Source organism: Mycobacterium sp. 23, assembly GCF_048287075.1.
Taxonomy (GTDB): domain Bacteria; phylum Actinomycetota; class Actinomycetes; order Mycobacteriales; family Mycobacteriaceae; genus Mycobacterium; species Mycobacterium gordonae_B.
Genome location: NZ_JBLVUX010000005.1, coordinates 6864870 through 6883597, shown reverse-complemented (window position 1 = coordinate 6883597; position 18728 = coordinate 6864870). Strand labels below are relative to the sequence as shown.

The 18728-nt window shown below is 68.6% G+C and carries 17 protein-coding genes; 6 read left to right on the top strand and 11 right to left on the bottom strand.

Annotated features, from left to right (window positions below):
• Positions 1-13: 13 nt before the first annotated feature.
• The 6 genes from ACNQS7_RS32505 to ACNQS7_RS32480 form a co-directional block, all read right to left on the bottom strand.
• Positions 14-1654, bottom strand: a complete 1641-nt coding sequence (locus ACNQS7_RS32505) for a PE family protein (protein ID WP_418015795.1) — start codon at positions 1652-1654, stop codon at positions 14-16.
• 120 nt (positions 1655-1774) lie between these two features.
• On the bottom strand, positions 1775-3796 hold the full coding sequence (locus tag ACNQS7_RS32500) for a peptidoglycan D,D-transpeptidase FtsI family protein (RefSeq protein ID WP_418015794.1): 2022 nt from the start codon (positions 3794-3796) through the stop codon (positions 1775-1777).
• Positions 3793-5016 (bottom strand): hypothetical protein, encoded by a 1224-nt coding sequence (locus ACNQS7_RS32495; RefSeq protein WP_418015793.1) that lies wholly within the window; start codon positions 5014-5016, stop codon positions 3793-3795. The genes ACNQS7_RS32500 and ACNQS7_RS32495 overlap by 4 nt, the downstream gene beginning before the upstream one ends.
• Positions 5013-6167, bottom strand: a complete 1155-nt coding sequence (rsmH, locus tag ACNQS7_RS32490; protein WP_418016251.1) for a 16S rRNA (cytosine(1402)-N(4))-methyltransferase RsmH — start codon at positions 6165-6167, stop codon at positions 5013-5015. Before rsmH ends, ACNQS7_RS32495 begins: the two co-directional genes overlap by 4 nt.
• A gap of 1 nt (position 6168) precedes the next feature.
• Positions 6169-6600 carry a division/cell wall cluster transcriptional repressor MraZ gene (gene mraZ, locus ACNQS7_RS32485; RefSeq protein ID WP_055577515.1) on the bottom strand — a complete coding sequence of 144 codons (432 nt, stop codon included), beginning with the start codon at positions 6598-6600 and terminating at the stop codon, positions 6169-6171.
• A gap of 389 nt (positions 6601-6989) precedes the next feature.
• On the bottom strand, positions 6990-7394 hold the full coding sequence (locus tag ACNQS7_RS32480) for a DUF3040 domain-containing protein (RefSeq protein WP_418015792.1): 405 nt from the start codon (positions 7392-7394) through the stop codon (positions 6990-6992).
• Positions 7395-7663: 269 nt separating this feature from the next.
• On the opposite strand from ACNQS7_RS32480, the gene ACNQS7_RS32475 reads away from it, so the two are divergent.
• A complete protein-coding gene (locus ACNQS7_RS32475) occupies positions 7664-8263 on the top strand; it encodes a GNAT family N-acetyltransferase (protein ID WP_055578972.1) in 600 nt (199 codons plus the stop codon).
• A 119-nt stretch (positions 8264-8382) separates the two neighbouring features.
• Complete coding sequence (locus ACNQS7_RS32470; protein WP_418016250.1) at positions 8383-9030, top strand: LppM family (lipo)protein; 648 nt, start codon at positions 8383-8385, stop codon at positions 9028-9030.
• A 50-nt stretch (positions 9031-9080) separates the two neighbouring features.
• On the opposite strand, the gene ACNQS7_RS32465 is transcribed toward ACNQS7_RS32470, so the two are convergent.
• Positions 9081-9974, bottom strand: coding sequence for a mycobacterial-type methylenetetrahydrofolate reductase (locus ACNQS7_RS32465; protein WP_418015791.1), 894 nt, complete (start codon positions 9972-9974; stop codon positions 9081-9083).
• Between the two features lie 217 nt (positions 9975-10191).
• Between ACNQS7_RS32465 and idsA2 the strand changes: the two genes are divergently transcribed.
• Both idsA2 and ACNQS7_RS32455 read left to right on the top strand, forming a co-directional pair.
• A complete protein-coding gene (idsA2, locus tag ACNQS7_RS32460) occupies positions 10192-11253 on the top strand; it encodes a bifunctional (2E,6E)-farnesyl/geranyl diphosphate synthase (RefSeq protein WP_418016249.1) in 1062 nt (353 codons plus the stop codon).
• Between the two features lie 3 nt (positions 11254-11256).
• Positions 11257-12807: an alpha-(1->6)-mannopyranosyltransferase A gene (locus ACNQS7_RS32455; protein WP_418015790.1), complete on the top strand. Its 1551-nt coding sequence runs from the start codon at positions 11257-11259 to the stop codon at positions 12805-12807.
• Here ACNQS7_RS32455 and ACNQS7_RS32450 read toward each other — a convergent pair.
• Positions 12794-13198, bottom strand: a complete 405-nt coding sequence (locus ACNQS7_RS32450; protein WP_055578975.1) for an Rv2175c family DNA-binding protein — start codon at positions 13196-13198, stop codon at positions 12794-12796. The genes ACNQS7_RS32455 and ACNQS7_RS32450 overlap by 14 nt on opposite strands.
• A 79-nt stretch (positions 13199-13277) precedes the next feature.
• On the opposite strand from ACNQS7_RS32450, the gene ACNQS7_RS32445 reads away from it, so the two are divergent.
• Entirely contained in the window at positions 13278-14483 is a 1206-nt protein-coding gene (locus tag ACNQS7_RS32445) for a protein kinase domain-containing protein (protein ID WP_418015789.1), read from the top strand.
• Here the strand turns inward: ACNQS7_RS32445 and ACNQS7_RS32440 are convergent.
• From ACNQS7_RS32440 to ACNQS7_RS32430, 3 genes are all read right to left on the bottom strand, one after another.
• Positions 14480-15868, bottom strand: a complete 1389-nt coding sequence (locus ACNQS7_RS32440; RefSeq protein WP_418015788.1) for a class II 3-deoxy-7-phosphoheptulonate synthase — start codon at positions 15866-15868, stop codon at positions 14480-14482. The two genes, ACNQS7_RS32445 and ACNQS7_RS32440, sit on opposite strands and share 4 nt — an antisense overlap.
• A gap of 33 nt (positions 15869-15901) precedes the next feature.
• Positions 15902-16408 (bottom strand): polyadenylate-specific 3'-exoribonuclease AS, encoded by a 507-nt coding sequence (locus tag ACNQS7_RS32435; RefSeq protein ID WP_418015787.1) that lies wholly within the window; start codon positions 16406-16408, stop codon positions 15902-15904.
• A gap of 89 nt (positions 16409-16497) precedes the next feature.
• Positions 16498-17361 (bottom strand): hypothetical protein, encoded by an 864-nt coding sequence (locus ACNQS7_RS32430; RefSeq protein WP_418015786.1) that lies wholly within the window; start codon positions 17359-17361, stop codon positions 16498-16500.
• Positions 17362-17453: 92 nt separating this feature from the next.
• Between ACNQS7_RS32430 and ACNQS7_RS32425 the strand changes: the two genes are divergently transcribed.
• Positions 17454-18728 carry a glycosyltransferase 87 family protein gene (locus ACNQS7_RS32425; RefSeq protein ID WP_418015785.1) on the top strand — a complete coding sequence of 425 codons (1275 nt, stop codon included), beginning with the start codon at positions 17454-17456 and terminating at the stop codon, positions 18726-18728.

The following is an 18728-nucleotide window of genomic DNA, read 5'->3' as shown; positions in this document are numbered from 1 at the left end:
GAGCGCTACGGAACTATGACGATCCGTTCTGGCCGGGCTTGCCGAGAATCAGCCCCCCGCTGCCGCCGGCGCCGCCCGCACCGCCGTTGACACCGTTGCCGCCGTCACCGCCGTTGCCGAAGAAGGTCTGGGCAAAGGAGCCCTGGGTGAACGCCCCGACGTTGCCGCCCGCGCCACCGTCGGCAGCGCCACTGCCGAAGCCGGCGTTGCCGCCGTTTCCGGCAAAACCAACCGTGAACAGGCCGCCGGCGTCGCCGCCGTCACCGCCATTGCCGCTCTGACCAACGCTGCCGCCACCGGCACCGCCCGCACCGCCGACCGCAAGTCCCGCGACATTTGCGCCCTGGCCGCCCGCACCACCGACGCCACCGGCGCCGTTGTTGCTGTAGCCGCCCGCGCCGCCGACACCGCCGACGCCCAGGCCGAAAATCGCCGCGCCCGTCCCGCCGCCACCGCCCATGCCACCCGGCCCGGTGGGGGCCACCGCACCGCCGATACCGCCGGCACCTCCCACCCCTGTGCCCAGGAACACAGCGCCGGTGCCGCCCATACCGGCCGCACCGCCACCGGCAGGGCCAGATCCACCCGCTCCACCGACACCGCCCTGCGCGTAGCCGCCCAGCACACCGGCGGCACCACCAGCACCCCCAGCACCGCCGACGCCGGTCGCATCGAAGGCCGTTGCGCCGGCCCCGCCCGCACCGCCGAGTCCGAAGAGGTAACCGCCACCGGCACCACCGGCACCACCGGCACCGCCGGCGATAAAGCCGGTTCCACCCGCACCACCGGCACCGCCGAGGCCGAGGAGGGCACCACCGGCATCGCCGCCGACGCCGCCGGTGCCCCCACCGACATAGCCGTATCCGCCCGCACCGCCAGCGCCTCCGATGGCGACCAGCCTTCCGCCGGCACCACCGGCGCCGCCGGCCCCGCCGATCCCTCCTCCGGCGTTGCCACCCGCACCGCCGGCTCCGCCCCACCCGATGAGTGAGGCGTTACCACCGGCCCCACCCGCTCCGCCACTGTCAAAAAGCACCGATTCTCCACCGGCGCCACCCGCACCACCGTTACCGATCAACCATCCGCCGTTGCCACCCGCGCCGCCCACCCCGCCGCGCAAGCCGGTCCCACCCGCCCCACCATTACCGATCAACCCGGCGGCGCCGCCGCTGCCGCCGTTCTGCGGGTTCAACCCGCTGTTGTAACTGAAACCGTTGCCCCCGTTGCCGATCAGCAGTCCACCGGCACCACCGTTGGGGTTGGCCGCCGTGCCGTTCGCGCCGTTCCCGATCAGCGGACGGCCCAACAGCGCCTGAGTCGGGGCGTTCACCACACTCAGGACGCCGTCTTGCACCGCCTGCAACGGCGAGGCACTTGCCGCGTCCGCCGCCGCGTACGCGCCACCGGCCGCATTGAGCGTCTGCATAAAGCTCTGGTGAAACTGCGCGGCGACGGCGCTCAACGACTGGTACTGCACGCCGTGACCGCTGAATATCGCGGTGACCGCCGCCGAGATCTCGTCGGCACCGGCTGACAGGATTTCGGTAGTCGTCGCCGAGGCGGCGGCATTGGCGCTGTGCAACGAGGTCCCCAGACGCGCCAACTGCTGCGTCGCCGTCTCCAGCAGTTCTGGGGTAACGATTACAAACGACATCCGACATCTCCTGCCTGGCCACGAGTAAGCGGTTGACAGTATGCAAAACCGACCCGAATCCGGGCGGGTTTTCGCCGAAACCCATATATCCACTCGACGAAATGAGCTGCGCGGCCCGCCCTACATCGCCTGCAGCGTCAACGGCGGTCCCGGATCGGGCGACAGCGGCACGTTCTCCCGCTGCATCAGCCAGCCCGCGATGTTGTGGAACAGCGGTGCCGCCGAGTGCCCGGGAGTGCCGTCGGCGTTGCGTTGCGGGTTGTCCATCATGATGCCGATGACGTAGCGGGGGTTGTCGACGGTGGCCATGCCGGCGAAGGTGATCCAGTAGACGTCGTCGAAGTAGCAGCCGCAGCCGGGGTTGATCTGCTGGGCGGTGCCGGTCTTGCCGGCCATCTGATACCCCGGTACCGCGGCCGCCGGTCCGGTGCCCTGCTGGTAACCCATCGGATCCTGCTGCACCACCGCGCGCAGCATCTGCCGCACGGTCTGGGCGGTCTGTGCCGAGACCACCCGCACGCCCTCCGGACGCGGTTCGTCGGTGCGTGAGCCATCGGCGGCGATGGTTCCCTTGAGAATCCGCGGCGGAATCCGCACCCCGTCGTTAGCGATGGCCTGGTACATGCCGGCCATCTGCAGCAGCGTCATCGAAACGCCCTGGCCGATAGGAAGATTGGAGAAAGTACTGCCCGACCACTGGTCGATCGGCGGCACCAGGCCGGCGCTTTCACCGGGCAGCCCGACGCCGGTGCGCTGGCCCAGCCCGAATTTGCGGACCATGTCGTAGAAGCGCTCCGGGCCCACCCGCTGCGCCAGCATCAGGGTGCCGACGTTGGAGGATTTTCCGAACACACCGGTGGTGGTGTACGGCATCACGCCGTGATCCCAGGCGTCGTGCACGGTGACGCCGCCCATGTTGATTGTCCCGGGTACCTGCAGCACCTCGTCCGGGTTGGACAGGCCGTACTCGATGACCGAGGACGCGGTGATGATCTTGTTGACCGAGCCGGGTTCGAACGGCGAGGACACCGGCAGGTTGCCCAGTTGCCGGTCGCCCTGGCGACCGATGTCCTGCGACGGGTCGAAGGTGTTGTCGTTGGCCATGGCCAGCACTTCGCCGGTCTTGGCGTCCAGCACGACCGCCGAGACGGTGTGGGCTCCCGACACGTTCTTCGCCTGTTGCACCTGCTGCTGGACGTAGAACTGGATGTCGTCGTCGAGGGTCAGCTGGACGGTGGAACCGTGGACCGCCTTGTGCCGGTTGCGGTAGCTGCCGGGGATGACGACACCGTCTGAGCCGCGGTCGTAGGTCACCGAACCGTCGGTGCCGGCCAGCATGGCGTCCAGCGAGTCTTCGAGGCCGAGCAACCCGTGGCCGTCCCAGTCGATGCCGCCGACGATGTTGGCGGCCAGTGACCCGCCCGGATACTGACGCAGGTCCTGACGCTCCGAACCGACCTCGGGGTATTTGGCCGAAATGGCATGAGCGATGGCAGGTTCCACGTTACGAGCCAGGTACACGAACGATTCGTTGCTCTGCAGCTTCTTGAGCAGGGTGGCTGCGTCCGGCTTGTTGTTCAGCTTGCCCGCCACGTCTTTGGCCATGTCCTTCAGCCGCTGATCAGGATCGGGGGCGCTCGGGACTTTCTTTCTGGCGTCCTCGAGCTGCTGGCGAATCCGCTTGGGCTGGAAGGTCAGCGCGCGCGCCTCGATGGTGAACGCGAGCCGGTCGTTGTGGCGGTCGATGATGGCGCCGCGGATCGCCCGCTCGACGTCGGTGACCTTGAGCTGACCGGCCGCCTGTGCGTTGAGTTCCGAGGCGTTGGACACCTGCAGGTAGAACAGCTGGGTGATGGCCACCACCATCAGCACCAGGATCACGGCGTTGCCCGCCCGGTGACGGAAGACGAACGACGCACCGCGGCTGGTCACCTCCACCACCTGCCGGGTGCGTCGCTGGGTCGCCGAGTGCCCCATCTCAGGCCGTGCGGTGGCGCGAGACTTGTTGGCTTCCTTGGGTTTCCGAGCCCGCTTGGCGCCCGGGACCTCGGCCGCGGACCGGTCGCGGCGGCGCTTGGCCGGACCCTGGTCCTCGCGCGGCCGACGGGGACCACGCTCGCGCCCCGGTTCGCCGCGACTCATCGCGGTATCCCCGGAGTCGCCGGCGCCGCGGGGGGTGCTGGGGGTGCGATGGGAGCGGGTTGTTCGGTGTTAGCCGGCGGTGGCGCCGGCACTCCCGGAGCCGGCGGTGCATCGTGCACGGGGTTGGGCACCGTCGCCGCGGGCGGCAACGGTGAAGGCAACTGAGCCGGCATCTGATCGGGGAAGGACAACAACGGCCCGTGCACGTCCAGCTGACCCGGCGCGGTCGGCACCTGACCGGGAACGGTCGCGGCCTGGCCCGGTACCGCGGGGATCTGTCCCGGTACTGCGGGGACTTGCCCGGGCACCGCGGGAAGCTGACCCGGCACCGCGGGAACCTGACCCGGCGCGGTGGGAACCTGACCCGGCACCGGCGCCTGCAAGCCGGGATTCAGCGTCGCCGAACCGTCGGGCCCGCGAAGCAGCACCTGCGGGCCTCCCCGGCCCGGTTGAGTCGGGTCACCGGAGGGCGGCAGCACGCGCACCGCCACCTCCGGCGGAGTCACAGCCGGTTTCGGCGGTGCCGGCGGTGCCTCGTCGGGCAGCTTGGCGTTCAGCGGCGGCGGCTGGATGCCGTCCGCCGGTTTCGGCGTGCCGACCACGACCCAGTTGCCGTCGGGCGCCTGCACGAGGTGGGCGGTGTCCCTGGTCGGGATCATGCCCTGCTTGCGGGCGGCTTCGGCCAGTGCCGGCGCGGACTCCGCCTCCCGCACATCGCGTTCGAGCGCCTCCTTCTGCTGTTGCAGCATGCGGGTCCGCTCGCGGGCGTCACTCAATTTGTAGGAACGCTCGGCGGCATCGGTGGACAACCAGAGGGTCAGGCCCAGCCCGATGCCGAGCGCCCCGATGACCAACACCACGAACGGGATCCTGCTCAACAGGGTGTGCGGCCGCAGATCGATCTGACTGATCCTGGTGGCCAGTCGCTCGGTGAGCTTGGGCCGAATGACTTTGGGCGCTTTGGCCTTCCGCGCCTTCGCCCGGGCCTTGGCCTGACTGGTGTTCTTGGCGCGCGCCGGCCGGTCGACCGGCCGGGTCATCGGGCTGGTCTGCGGACCGGACCGCGGGACCCGGGCCTCACGGCTGGGCGCCGGCGGCTTTCCGGATCGGCCCCGGCCTCGGCGTGCCGGTGCGTCCATGGTGCCGGGACGAGCGGCAGCGGCTCGCCGGCCGCGACGCTCGCTCTCGCGGCGTTTCGTTGCCTCGCGCTTTGCGCTCATGCCTGTGCCTTCCCCCTCGCGTGCTCGATTCGTTGCAGGGCCCGCAACCGGACCGGGGCACTGCGCGGGTTGCGTTCCACCTCGGCCGCGTCCGCTTTCTCCGCTCCGTGAGTCAGCGACCGGAACAGCGGCCCGTGGCCGGGAAGTTCCACCGGGAGGCCCGGCGGGGTGCGGGAGGCGATGGCGTCGGCGAACAGACGCTTGACGATGCGGTCCTCCAGGGACTGGTAGGCCATCACCACGATGCGGCCGGCCAGCACGAGTGCCTCCAGTGCGGCGGGAACGGCGTTGCGCAGGGATTCCAGTTCGTCGTTGACGGCGACGCGCAGCGCCTGGAAGGTGCGTTTGGCCGGGTGCCCGCCGGTGCGCCGGGCCGGGGCCGGTATCGCTTCGTAGAGCAAAGCCACCAGCTCGCCGGTCGAGGTGAACGGGGTACGGGCGCGGCGGCGAACGATCTGCGCGGCGATGCGACGGGCGAAGCGCTCCTCGCCGTAGCGGTGCAGAATGTCGGCCAGCTCTGCCTCGCTGTAGGTGTTGACGATGTCAGCCGCCGTCAGCGACGACGACGGGTCCATCCGCATGTCCAGGGGCGCGTCTTTGGCGTAGGCGAAGCCGCGCTCGGCGCGGTCGAGTTGCATCGACGACACCCCGAGGTCAAACAGGATTCCGTCGACGGATTCCACTGTGCCGTAACCGCATTCGTCGAGCGCAGCGGCGATGCCGTCGTATCGCGTGTGCACCAGGGTGACCCGCTCACCGAACTGCGCCAGCCGGTCGCGGGCGATGTCCAGAGCACTCGGGTCGCGGTCGAGTCCGATCAGGCGCAGGCCCGGCAGTTCCGTCAGAAACCGCTCGGCATGCCCGCCCGCACCGAGTGTGGCATCGACCAGGACCGCGTCGGCGCCGTCGGAGTGGCGTCGGGTCAGCGCCGGGGTGAGCAGCTCGACACACCGCTGTGCCATGACCGGGACATGGCCGAAATCGCTTGCGCCGGAATCGGAGTCAGGCACCGCGACACCTCTCCCGCTCAGGCCGCCAGGGGCTGCTTGCCGTGCTGTCCGTGCACCGAGGCCCCTGTCCGAGACGCACCTGGCGTTGGGGAAGTACGCCAGGGTCGGTTCGGGCAGAGACCACGGTGCACAGGCATGCACCTCAGAAGATGTCGCCGAGTGCTTCATCGCTGGCCGCGGAGAAGTTCTCTTCATGAATTTGCTGATAGTTGTTCCACGCCTGCGCATCCCAGATCTCGAGGTAATCGACGGCGCCGATCACCACGCAGTCCTTGGACAGGCCGGCGTAACGACGGTGGTCGGCCGACAGAGTGATCCGGCCCTGTCCGTCGGGATGCTGTTCGTCGGTGCCGGCGGCGAGGTTGCGCAGGAACGCGCGCGCCTCCGGGTTGCTGCGCGGCGCCTTGCTCGCCCGGCGCGCCAGCTGCTCGAACTCCGCCCGCGGGTAGACGGCGAGGCTGTGGTCTTGGCTCTTGGTGACCATCAACCCCCCTGCCAGTGCGTCGCGAAATTTGGCCGGCAGCGTGAGCCGCCCCTTGTCGTCGAGCTTGGGCGTGTAGGTGCCGAGAAACACTGGGGCACCTCCAACTTGCTTCTCACCCAAACACTTCGGCCACCATACCCCACAACCCCCCACTTCGCCCCATAAACACCCCCTCCGCGCGTCCCGGAGTGGCGTTTTCCCACCCCGGCAGGGCCAGCGGTCGTTTCAGAGGTACCCGGCACACCGCTGGTGTTACATGAAACCCGATGTCACAGCCCATATTTGGCGCTTCGGGGGGCAGGTGGGGCGCAGTGGGGCGCCATGGACACAGATGCGCTACAAGTGGGGCACGAGATGGCGTCACCCGGCGTGGATGGCGTGTCGACGCCGCCGGGTCTGCAACCGTGTCAGCTGCCGAGTACACAAACAAAAACGGGGCAGCCCGAAGGGCTACCCCGTGACGAACCTACCGCGTGGGCCTAGTCGTCGAAACGACGCCGGAAGCGGTCCTCCATGCGACTGGTAAAGGAGCCGCCCGCGCCCTTGGAACGACGCTGCCGCGACGAACCCGCCGTCGGCCCCGTGGTGTCCGGCCGGCCGGACAACCGCCGGCCGGTGACCGCGTACACCACCCCGCCGAACATCACGACGAAGCCGAGCACACTCAGGATCGGGAAGCTGCCGATCATCGTGGCCTTGAACGCCACCCCGGAAACCAGCATGCCCAGTCCCACGACGAACAACGCCGTGCCCTGCAGGCGGCGGCGTGCGGTCGGCGCCCGGAAGCCGCCGCCGCGCACACTTGACGCGAACTTGGGATCCTCGGCGTAGAGAGCGCTCTCGATCTGATCGAGCATTCGCTGCTCATGATCGGAGAGTGGCATTCGTCCCTCCTTGCCGACACACTGTCACGTAACCACCGGTAGCCCGGGCCCTTGTTAGGGCAATTAACCACAATGATACGAGGTCAATCTGCGCCGTACCACTGGTTCGCAGGCGATTCTATCCCGGCTGCGATAGCGCGACATGATCGGCCGCAACCCGACCCGTCAAACCGGGCCGTCCCGCGCCCAGTCGTGGCTGCCCGAACGCTTCGTCCGATACTGGAACAACCCGGAGCTCATCCGCAGACGATCAAAAGGACACCCGCACGTTGGCGACATTCCTCATCGATTTGCCGGCCAAAGAGATGGAGCGCCGCCTCGGCGACGCTCTGAGTGTCTATGTCGATGCGATGCGTTATCCCCGAGGCACCGAGAATCAGCGGGCCGGCATGTGGCTCGAGCACACCCGGCGGCGCGGCTGGAAGGCGGTCGCCGCGGTCGAGGTCGCCGACGACGCGGCCACCCCCGGCTCGGAGGCCGAGCTGCGCAGCGCGCCGCTCGTCGGCATCGCCTACGGCTACCCGGGGGCACCCGGCCAGTGGTGGCAACAGCAGGTCGTCCTGGGCCTGCAACGCAGCGGCTTTCCGCCGCAGGCCATCGACCGGCTGATGAACAGCTATTTCGAACTCACCGAGCTGCACATCCACCCGCGCGCTCAGGGGCGTGGTCTCGGTGAGGCCCTGACCCGGCGCCTGCTCGCGGGCCGCGACGAGAACAACGTCCTGCTGTCCACCCCGGAGAACAACGGCGAGGCCAACCGCGCCTGGCGGCTGTACCGGCGGCTCGGTTTCACCGACGTCATCCGCAGCTACTACTTCGCCGGGGATCCGCGGGCCTTCGCGATTCTGGGCCGCGCTCTGCCCCTCTAATCGGGCGGCTCGCCCACGGGTGGCACCGGGTCTGGCACGATGACCTGGTGCGAGCCAGCTCTCCTCCGCTTCCAGCCCGCGGATTTACTGCCCGGCGGCGCCGCGTGCTGGCCATTCTGATGCTGCTGATGCTGGTGCCGCTGGCCACCGGCTGCCTGCGGGTACGGGCGTCGTTGACGATCTCGCCCGACGATCAGGTGTCCGGCGAGATCATCGCCGCGGCAAAACCGAAGAACAACAAGGACACCGGGCCGCAGCTGGACACGAACCTGCCGTTCAGCCAGAAGGTCGCCGTCTCCAACTACGACAGCGACGGCTATGTCGGTTCCCAGGCAGTCTTCTCCGACCTGACGTTCGCCGAGTTGCCGCAACTGGCCCACATGAACCCAGACGCCGCGGGCGTGAACCTTTCGCTGCGCCGCAACGGCAACCTGGTGATCCTGGAAGGCCGGGCCGACCTGACCTCGCTGACCGACCCCGATGCCGACGTCGAGCTGACCGTCGCGTTCCCGGGCACGGTCACCTCTACCAACGGCGACCGGATCGAACCCGAGGTCGTGCAGTGGAAGCTCAAACCCGGCGTGGTCAGCACCATGACCGCGCAGGCCCGCTACACCGACCCCAACACCCGGTCGTTCACGGGGGCGGGGATCTGGCTGGGCATCGCGTCGTTCGCGGCGGCCGGAGTGGTGGCGATGCTGGCCTGGGTCAGCCGGGACCGCTCACCCCGGTTCACCGCCTCGGGCGATAAGACGAGTTCCGGCTAATCGCGATCGCCCGAGCGGCGTAGCGGGTCGCTGCGGGTCGCGACGATCGGCTAGCCGCGGTCCGGGGCCCAGTAGGCGAGCATCTCGGCGAACGTCTCGAACGCCGGGGCCGACACGCCGTACGTCGCCTCGAAGTGAATGCTCAGCGGGAAGCCGAGATCGGCCACTCCGTCGACCACCCGCTTATACAGGTCCACCAGCAGCCGGCGCTTCTGCTCGGGTTCGCTGCCGGCCAACTGCCTGACGAATTCCTGCTCGCTGGCCACCGCCGCGTTGCCCGGATCCTGAATCAGCCAGTTGATCAAACCGACGCGGGTCTCCATCTTCGGCACGAAACCGAACGACAGCAGGATCTCCGGCCGGTGGTCGGTCTCCCGGGCGAACTCGGCGAGGAAATCCACCATCGCGTCGGAATACAGCAACTGGGTCATGCCGTAGGTGGCGCCCTGGTTGCACTTGAAGTTGAAGCGGCCCTGTTCACCTTCCCGGGTGGGGATCACGATCACCCCGCGGTTGGTCACCGCGTCGCGGTAGATCGACAGCGCGTCGGTGGGCGCGACGCCGGAGCCCTCGCCGTCGTTCATGGTCCGCGGCACTCCGACGAACACCACTCCCTCCATGCCGGCATCGGTCAGCTCGGCCAGTCGCTCACCGAGGGATGCCTCGTCCATGAAGGCGGTGACCTGGGTACACAGGCCGCGCATCCCGGGAAGCTCGGGCCGGATGATCGACCAGAAGTCCAGGACGTCCACCTTGGGCTTCATCGGCACCGGACGATCGTCGTCCTCGGCGATCATGCCGGGGATCATGACGTGCCGGATGCGGCCGTCGAGCCCCGATTCTGCCGAGTACCGCACCACTTTCTGCGCGTCTTCTGCCGCCTTCTCCCGACCCCCGTCCACGTTCGGCGGCACCAGCTCCAGCGCGATGGTGTTGAGCGTCACTCGGCTCCTCTCTTCCTCTTGTCTTCCTGTTGCGATTGCCCCGACTCCCCGTGCCGGGTCACCACGACAGCATAGGGGCGGCCGATGCGGTCACCTCAGCGCGCCGGGGGCTGCCGACGGGCCGGCGGCATCCAGGCGGCATACACTGTCGGGCCAGAAGCACGCCGAGCAGAAAGGGGCACCTCCGGTGAGCCTGGAAGCATCGGCGACCGTCGAGGTGGCCGGCGCCATCACCGAGCAACTGCGACGGTACGTGCACGGCCGTCGCAGCGAATCCGCCTTCCTCGGCGCCGACTACGACACGCTGACCGCCTGGCTCGAAGACTTCGTGCTCAGCGGCGGCAAACGGATGCGGCCGGTGTTCGCCTACTGGGGTTGGGACGCGGTGAGCGCCGAGGCACCCGATGCGGATGCGCTGCTGCTGTTCGCCGCGCTGGAGTTGCTACACGCCTTCGCGCTGATCCATGACGACGTCATCGACGCGTCCGCTACCCGCCGCGGACGGCCCACCGCCCACATGCATTTCGCGGCCCTGCACCGCGACCGCGACTGGCGTGGCGCGCCGGAGCAGTTTGGTTTGTCGGCGGCCATCCTGCTGGGTGACATCGCCCATGCCTGGGCGAACGACATCATCGCGCGGGCCAGTTTGTGCCCCGCGGCCCGCCGCCGCGTCGAGGGTGTCTGGTCGGACATCCGGACCGAGGTGCTTGGCGGGCAGTTCCTCGACATCGTCGCCGAGGCGTCGACGCCGGCTTCTGCCGCCGAAGCGGTGGCGGCGGCCATGACCGTCGCCACCTATAAAACCGCCTCTTACACCGTCTCCCGGCCACTGCAACTGGGGGCGGCCGCCGCCGCCGACCGGCCCGAGGTGATGGCGGCCTTCAACCAATTCGGGACCGACCTCGGGGTGGCGTTCCAGCTCCGTGACGACGTGCTGGGTGTGTTCGGCGATCCCGAGGTGACGGGCAAACCGTCCGGCGACGATCTGCGTTCGGGCAAGCGCACCGTGCTGCTGGCCGAGGCCACCCAGCTGGCCGACGAGTCAGACCCGGCGGCGGCCAACCTGTTGCGTACCTCGGTCGGCACCGAGTTGACCGACGCCCAGGTGTGTGAACTGCGCACGGTGATCGAAGATCTGGGCGCCCTGGCCGCCGCGGAGAACCGCATCACCGACCTCACCCGACGTGCGTTGACGACACTGTCCGCGGCGCCGATCAGCGCCACGGCCAAAGCCGGATTGTCCGAACTGGCCCGCCTGGCCACCGATCGGACCGCCTGAACCATGACAGACGCGACCCCCGCCGCGCCGAAACAGAGCTACCGGCAACGTCTTTCCCGGTTACGCACGTTCGCCACCGCCGCCGAGGGCGCACCGGCGCGACTGGGATTCCTCGGGGCGGTGCTCATCACCGCCGGCGGCCTGGGCGCCGGCAGCACCCGGCAGCACGACCCCCTGCTGGAGTCGATTCACCTGTCCTGGTTGCGTTTTGGGCACGGGCTGGTGTTGTCCTCGATCCTGCTGTGGATCGGCGTCGGTCTGATGCTGATCGCCTGGCTGCGGCTGGGCCGGCAGTGCCTGGCCGGCGCGGCCTCCGAATTCACCATGCGGGCCACCACCGCGTTCTGGCTGGCGCCTCTGCTCTTGTCGGTGCCGGTGTTCAGTCGCGACACCTATTCGTATCTCGCGCAGGGCGCGTTGTTGCGCGACGGCCTGGACCCATACGCGGTAGGCCCGGTCGGTAACCCCAACTCGCTGCTCGACGACGTCTCTCCCATCTGGACGATCACCACCGCTCCCTATGGTCCGGCCTTCATCCTGATCGCCAAGCTGGTCACGATGATCGTCGGCAACAACGTGGTCGCCGGCACGATGTTGCTGCGCTTGTGCATGCTGCCCGGCCTGGCGCTGCTGATTTGGGCCGCTCCCCGACTGGCACACCACCTGGGGACCGACGGCGCCAAGGCACTGTGGATCTGCGTACTCAACCCGCTGGTGCTCATTCACCTGATGGGCGGGGTGCACAACGAGATGCTGATGGTCGGCCTGATGGCCGCCGGCATCGCGCTGACTCTGCAACGTCACCACGTCGCGGGGATCACGCTGCTCACCATCGCGATCGCGGTCAAAGCGACCGCGGGGCTGGCGCTGCCGTTCCTGTGCTGGGTGTGGATGCGTCATCTGCGCGAGGATCGCGGCTGGCGGACCGTCCGCGCGTTCCTGGCCGCCGTGCTGGCGTCGTCGGTGATCTGCGTCGTCGGGTTCGCGGTGCTGTCGCTGGTGGCCGGCGTCGGGCTCGGCTGGTTGACCGCGCTGGCCGGCTCGGTGAAAATCATCAACTGGCTGACCATCCCCACCGCGGCGGCCAACCTGATCCACGCTTTCACCAGCGGTTTGTTCGCGGTGGATTTCTACACCTTGCTGCGAATCACCCGGCTGATCGGAATCCTGGTCATCCTCGTGTCGCTACCGGTGTTGTGGTGGCGCTTCCGCCGGGACGACCGGGACGCCCTGCTCGGCATCTTCGGGGTGATGCTGGTCGTCGTGCTGTTCGTGCCCGCCGCGCTGCCGTGGTACTACTCGTGGCCGCTGGCGGTGCTGGCCCCGCTGGCCCAGTCCCGCCGGGCGATGGCGGCGATCGCGGGATTTTCGACGTGGATCATGGTGATCTTCAAGCCCGACGGGTCCCACGGCATGTATTCCTGGCTGCATGTCGGGCTCGCGACCGCCTTCGCGGTCCTGGCCTGGTATTCGCTGTACCGCGAGCCGGAGCCGGCCGAGGGCCAGGACGAGGACGGGGCGGCGATCAGTACACCGGGGGTCAGTACGCCATAGCCTGGGCGCGCCGTACCACCTCGCGGGCCTGGTGGGCATGCAGCGCGTCGACCGGGCGGGCGTTGTTCAGCGCGTCACGCGAGCCGTCGCGGGTCACGGTCAGCGACGGGTCCGGCGTGAACAGCCAGCGCACGATCTCGGTCTCGTGATACCCGCCGTCGTGCAGGATCGTCAGCAGGCCGGGCAGGCTCTTGACCACCTGGCCGGTGCTGGTGAAGAACACCTGCGGCACCACTACGCCACCGTCGCGTCGCACCGCCACCAGGTGGCCTTCCCGCAGCTGCTGTAGAACCTTGCTCACCGAGATGCCGAGCAGTTCGGCGACCCGGGACAGGTCGTAGGTTGGTTCGTCAGGATCCAGAACATCGTCGCCGGCCGGGATGCTGCCCACGACGTCAGTCTAGAACTTGCCGGGCGGCCAAGTGTGCGCGTTCCGGGATCGAATTGCGTCGCCCACCTACGATGGCCCAGTGGTTGGAGGGGACCCGTTGGAGAACACCTTGCTGGATGGCCGATATCTGGTGCAGGCCAAGATCGGCAGCGGTGGCACCTCAACCGTCTACCGGGGCGTGGATACGCGGCTGGACCGTCCCGTCGCCCTGAAGGTGATGGATTCCCGCTACTCCGGTGATCAGCAGTTCCTGCACCGTTTTCAACTTGAGGCGCGCACCGTCGCCCGGCTGAAGAATCCGGGCCTGGTCGCGGTTTACGACCAGGGACAGGACGGCAGGCACCCGTTTCTGGTGATGGAGCTGGTGGAGGGCGGCACCCTGCGCGAGCTGCTGACCGAGCGGGGTCCGATGCCGCCCCACGCGGTCGCCGCGGTGCTGCGCCCGGTCTTGGGCGGGCTGGCCGCCGCGCACCGGGCCGGGCTGGTCCATCGCGACGTGAAGCCGGAGAACGTGCTGATCTCCGACGACGGTGAGGTCAAAATCGCCGACTTCGGACTGGTCCGTGCCGTCGCTGCGGCCGGAATCACGTCCAGCAGCGTCATTCTGGGCACCGCGGCGTATCTGTCGCCCGAGCAGGTGCGCGACGGCAACGCCGGTCCCCGCGGCGATGTCTACTCCGCCGGGATCCTCACCTACGAAATGCTGACCGGACAGACACCGTTCAGCGGCGACACCGCGTTGTCGGTCGCCTATCAGCGACTGGATAACGATGTGCCGCCACCGAGTGCCGTAATCGACGGTGTGCCAACACAGTTCGACGAGTTCGTGGCATGCGCCACGGCCCGTGACCCGTCGCAGAGGTACGCCGACGCGATCGAGATGGCCGCTGATCTGGCGTCGATCGTCGAGGAGCTGGGATTGCCGGACTTCCGGGTTCCGGCGCCGCGCAACTCAGCTCAGCACCGGGCACTCGAGCACAGCCGCATGACCGAGCGTCCTGCCCCGTCCCCGGCTCCCAACCCGACCCGACAGTTCACCCGCGAACCCGGCGAGTCCGCACCCGCGCCTGCGGCGCAACCGGACGCCTTCGACGAGCTGGACGACGAAGAGGAATACGTCGCCGACTCCGGCGAATTCGCCGGGATATCGATGGACGAGTTCGTCTGGGCGCGCCAACACCGCCGCCGCATGGTGCTGATCTGGGTGGCCGTGGTGCTGACCCTGACCGGGATGGTCGCCACCGCGGCCTGGACGGTCGGCGTCCACCTCAGCACGCTGCTCTAGTCGCGCAGCATCTCCGCGACCAGGAAAGCCAGCTCCAGCGACTGCTGGGTGTTCAACCGCGGATCGCACGCCGTCTCGTAACGCCCCGACAGGTCGGTGTCCGAGATGTCCTGTGCCCCACCAAGGCATTCGGTGACGTTCTCGCCGGTGATCTCGACGTGAATCCCGCCCGGGTGGGTGCCCAGCGCGCGGTGCACCTCGAAGAAGCCCTGCACCTCGTCCACGATCCGGTCGAAGTGCCGGGTCTTGTAGCCCGTCGACGACTCGTGGGTGTTGCCGTGCATGGGGTCGCACTGCCAGATCACCTGGTGGCCCGCGGCTTGAACCTTCTCGATGATCGGCGGCAGCACGTCGCGCACCTTGTTGTTGCCCAGCCTGCTGACCAGGGTCAGCCGGCCCGGCTTGTTGTGCGGGTCCAGGCGCTCGACGTATTCGACGGCGAGCTCGGGGGTCATGGTCGGACCGATCTTGACGCCGATCGGGTTCGCGATCACCTCGGCGAACGCCATGTGGGCGCCGTCGAGCTGGCGGGTCCGCTCGCCGATCCAGACGGTGTGCGCCGAGAGGTCGTACAGCTGCGGCTCGCCGTCCTCCACGTCGGACAGCCGTAGCATCGAGCGCTCGTAGTCCAGCACCAGGGCTTCGTGGCTGGCGTAGATCTCGGCGGTCTGCAGGTTGCGGTCGGCCACCCCGCAGGCGCTCATGAAGCGCAGCGCACGGTCGATCTCCGAGGCCAGCGCCTCGTACCGGGCGCCGGCCGGCGAAGTGCGCACGAACTCGCGGTTCCAGTCGTGCGCCAGGTGCAGCGAGGAGAAGCCGGACGAGGTCAGCGCCCGCACCAGGTTCATCGCGGCGCTGGCATTGGCGTATGCCCGCACCAGCCGCGACGGGTCGTGTGCCCGCACCGCGGCGTCGGCGGCGAAGCCGTTGATCATGTCGCCGCGGTACGACTTCAGGCCCAGCGCGTCGATGTCGGCCGAACGCGGCTTGGCGTACTGCCCGGCGATGCGGGCCACCTTGACCACCGGCATGCTGGCGCCGTAGGTGAGCACCACGGCCATCTGCAACAAGGTGCGGATATTGCCGCGGATGTGCGGCTCGGTGTTGTCGGTGAACGTCTCCGCACAGTCGCCGCCCTGCAGCAGAAACGCCTCGCCCCTGGCCACCTGCGCAAGCTGTTCCTGCAGCCGGACGATCTCGGACGGCACCGTCACCGGTGGCACGCTTTCCAGCACCTTGCGCATCGCCGCCGCCTGGTCGGCGTCCCAGCTCGGCTGCTGGGCGGCCGGCTTGGCCAGCGCGGCGTCCAGCTGCGCCCGCAGATCGGCAGGCAGCGGCGGCAACGGCGGCAGCTGGTCGATCGGAATGTCGACGGTCCAGTTCATCGGTCCATGGTAACTGTGGCCGTTCGCGGCTGATCAGGGCGAACGGCGCTGGGCCACTTCGTCTGCCGAGGCGATTATCTGAAAGCGGCGCAGCTGATCCCGGGCGTCGACCAGCGCGTCGTGTGCATCGGGCGACCTGGGCGGCAGGCGCGGAGATCCGCGGTCCTCCCACAGCTGGCGCAACTCCCGGGTGAATCGGGGGATCGCCCTGGGCAGATTGGGCATCGTGCCCCACAGCTGGCACAGCACGACGTGGTCGTAGGCACCGAGCCAGGCCCACAGTTCGATGGGTTCTGAGCCGTTGACGCCCAGGAACTGCTCCAGGTCGGCGCGGATCCGCCGCCGCGAACGCCACAGCTGCGACGACGGCGACGGCAGCTTCGGCAGCACGTGAGATCGCACCCAGTTGCCGGCTCGTCCGGGGTCGAATTCGGAGGACACGGCGTAATACTCCCGGCCGTCTTCGGCGACCACGCCTATCGAGATCAGCTCAATGGTGCGGCCGTCCTCGATGAATTCGGTGTCGTAGAAGTACCGCACCGCCGCAGCTTAGTTCGCCTCAGTTGCGCGAGCAGACACAAAAGCCCCCGGGAGCGTCCGCTCCACGGGGCTTTTGTGTCTGCTCGCGCTCACTGGCCGATCAAAATGGGGCCGGTGTCCGGCGGCGGCGCGGGGTGCACCTCGAGGTCCAGTTGCGCATCGACGGTGCGCTCGTCGGGCAGCCGCGGAGTTCCGGCGATCGCGCCCTGCAGCCACAGCTTGGCCTGCACCACCGGGCGCCGCCATCGGCGTTCGCGCGCCAGCGCGCGCCGCATCTTCGCCGGCCGGGCGGTGTAACGCCACCGCGCCCACGGCGCGTGCGGTCGGGACAACCGGACCGCCCCGATGATCAGCAGCACCACGATGAACATGCCCAGCAAACCGGTCCACACCTTGCCCTTGAGCAGCACGATCACCGCCAGCGGCAGGGTGACGACCAGCGCGGAGGCCAGCGTGCTCTGCAGCGTCAGCCAGTCACCGTCGTAGCGGATCGGCAGCACGAACATCAGTGGGTGCAGGCCGAGCATCAACAGCCCGGCCACCGCGACCGCGGCGAACACCGCATCCACCGAGCTGCGGCCGTCTTCCTCCCAGTACACGTCGGAGAGGTGCAGGATCAGCGCGTACTCGTCCAGCACCAGCGCCGCGCCGATTCCGAAAAGTACTGCCGCCAGGGTGAGTTGGGGCTCCTGCCCGTTGACCGCCAGGGTCACCAGGGTGAGCCCGGACAGCATCACCAGCACCACCCCGAACGCGACATGGTGAATGTGCACCGTCCCGACGTGGATATTGCGTGGCTGCCACCACCGCGCCGGCCGGTCCCGATCTGTCCGGTGCCGGATGAAGCGCACACAGGACCGGGTGACGAAGAACGTCAGGATGAAGGCGACCAGGCAACACAACAGCGGCAACCGGCCGCGGTCGATGATGTCGTGCTGCAGCCAGTGGTGCACCTCAAAAACCTACGCCGCAGTGGCACGCGACACCCGCAAGCCGCGCTGCGCGGGCAAGACAAGCCGAAATAACGATTAGGCTGTTCCCTGACATGAGTAAATGGCGGTCGCCCGGGGTGGGCAGTCAACTCGGGCGGGTTGCGCTATGGTGCCTGCTCTGGCTGCTTGCCGCCTTGGCGCTGACTTACACGTGCTGGCAGCTGTTCGGCCACATTCCGTACCGCATCGACATCGACGTCTATCAAATGGGCGGCCGGGCCTGGCTGGACGGGCGCCCGCTCTACACCGGCAACGTGATGTTCCACACACCTATCGTGGATCTGCCGTTCACCTATCCCCCGCTGGCCGCCATCGCATTCAGCCCGTTCGCCTGGATGGGGATGCCCGTCGCCAGCGTCGTGATCACCGCGCTGACACTGGTGGTCCTGTTGGTCTCGACGACGCTCGTGCTGAGCCGCCTCGACGTGTGGGCCGAGTCGACGCTGCCCGGTCCGGCCTGGCTGCGCCGCGGATGGTTGGCCGTCGTGATCGTCGCTCCGGCGTCGATCTGGCTGGAACCCATCGCCTCGAACTTCGCCTTCGGCCAGATCAACGCCATCCTGATGACGCTGGTGATCGCCGACTGTTTCCCGCGCCGCACGCCCTGGCCGCGCGGTCTGCTGCTGGGCTTGGGGATTGCGCTCAAGCTGACCCCGGCGGTGTTCCTGCTGTATTTCCTGCTGCGCCGGGACAACCGGGCCGCGCTGACGTCGCTGGCGTCGTTCGCGGGCGCGACCGTGCTGGGTTTCGTGCTCGCCTGGCGAGACTCCTGCGAGTACTGGACCGAAACGCTGCCCCACACCGACCGCATCGGTGAGGCGGCCCTGAACACCGACCAGAACATCGCGGGCTCGCTCGCCCGGTTGGGGCTCGATCAACACGAACGTTTTCCGTTCTGGGTGCTCGGCTGCCTGCTGGTGCTGGCCGCGACCGTCTGGGCGATGCGCCGAGTGCTCAAGGCCGGTGAGCCGACGCTGGCGGTAATCTGCGTGGCGCTGTTCGGCCTGGTGGTTTCCCCGGTGTCGTGGTCGCATCACTGGGTGTGGATGCTGCCCGCGGTGCTGGTGACCGGGATTCTGGCCTGGCGTCGCCGCAACGTTGCGCTGGGCGTGGTCACCGTCGCGGGGCTGGCGCTGATGCACTGGTCGCCGATTGACCTGCTGCCCAAGCATCACGAGACGATGGCGAACTGGTGGCGCCAGCTAGTCGGGATGTCGTACGTCTGGTGGGCGCTGGCCGTCATCGTCGTGGCCGGCCTCACGGTCACCGCCGCGATCGCGCCGACGCGCCTGACCCCCCGCGAGCGCACGCCGGTCGCGGCCGCCTGA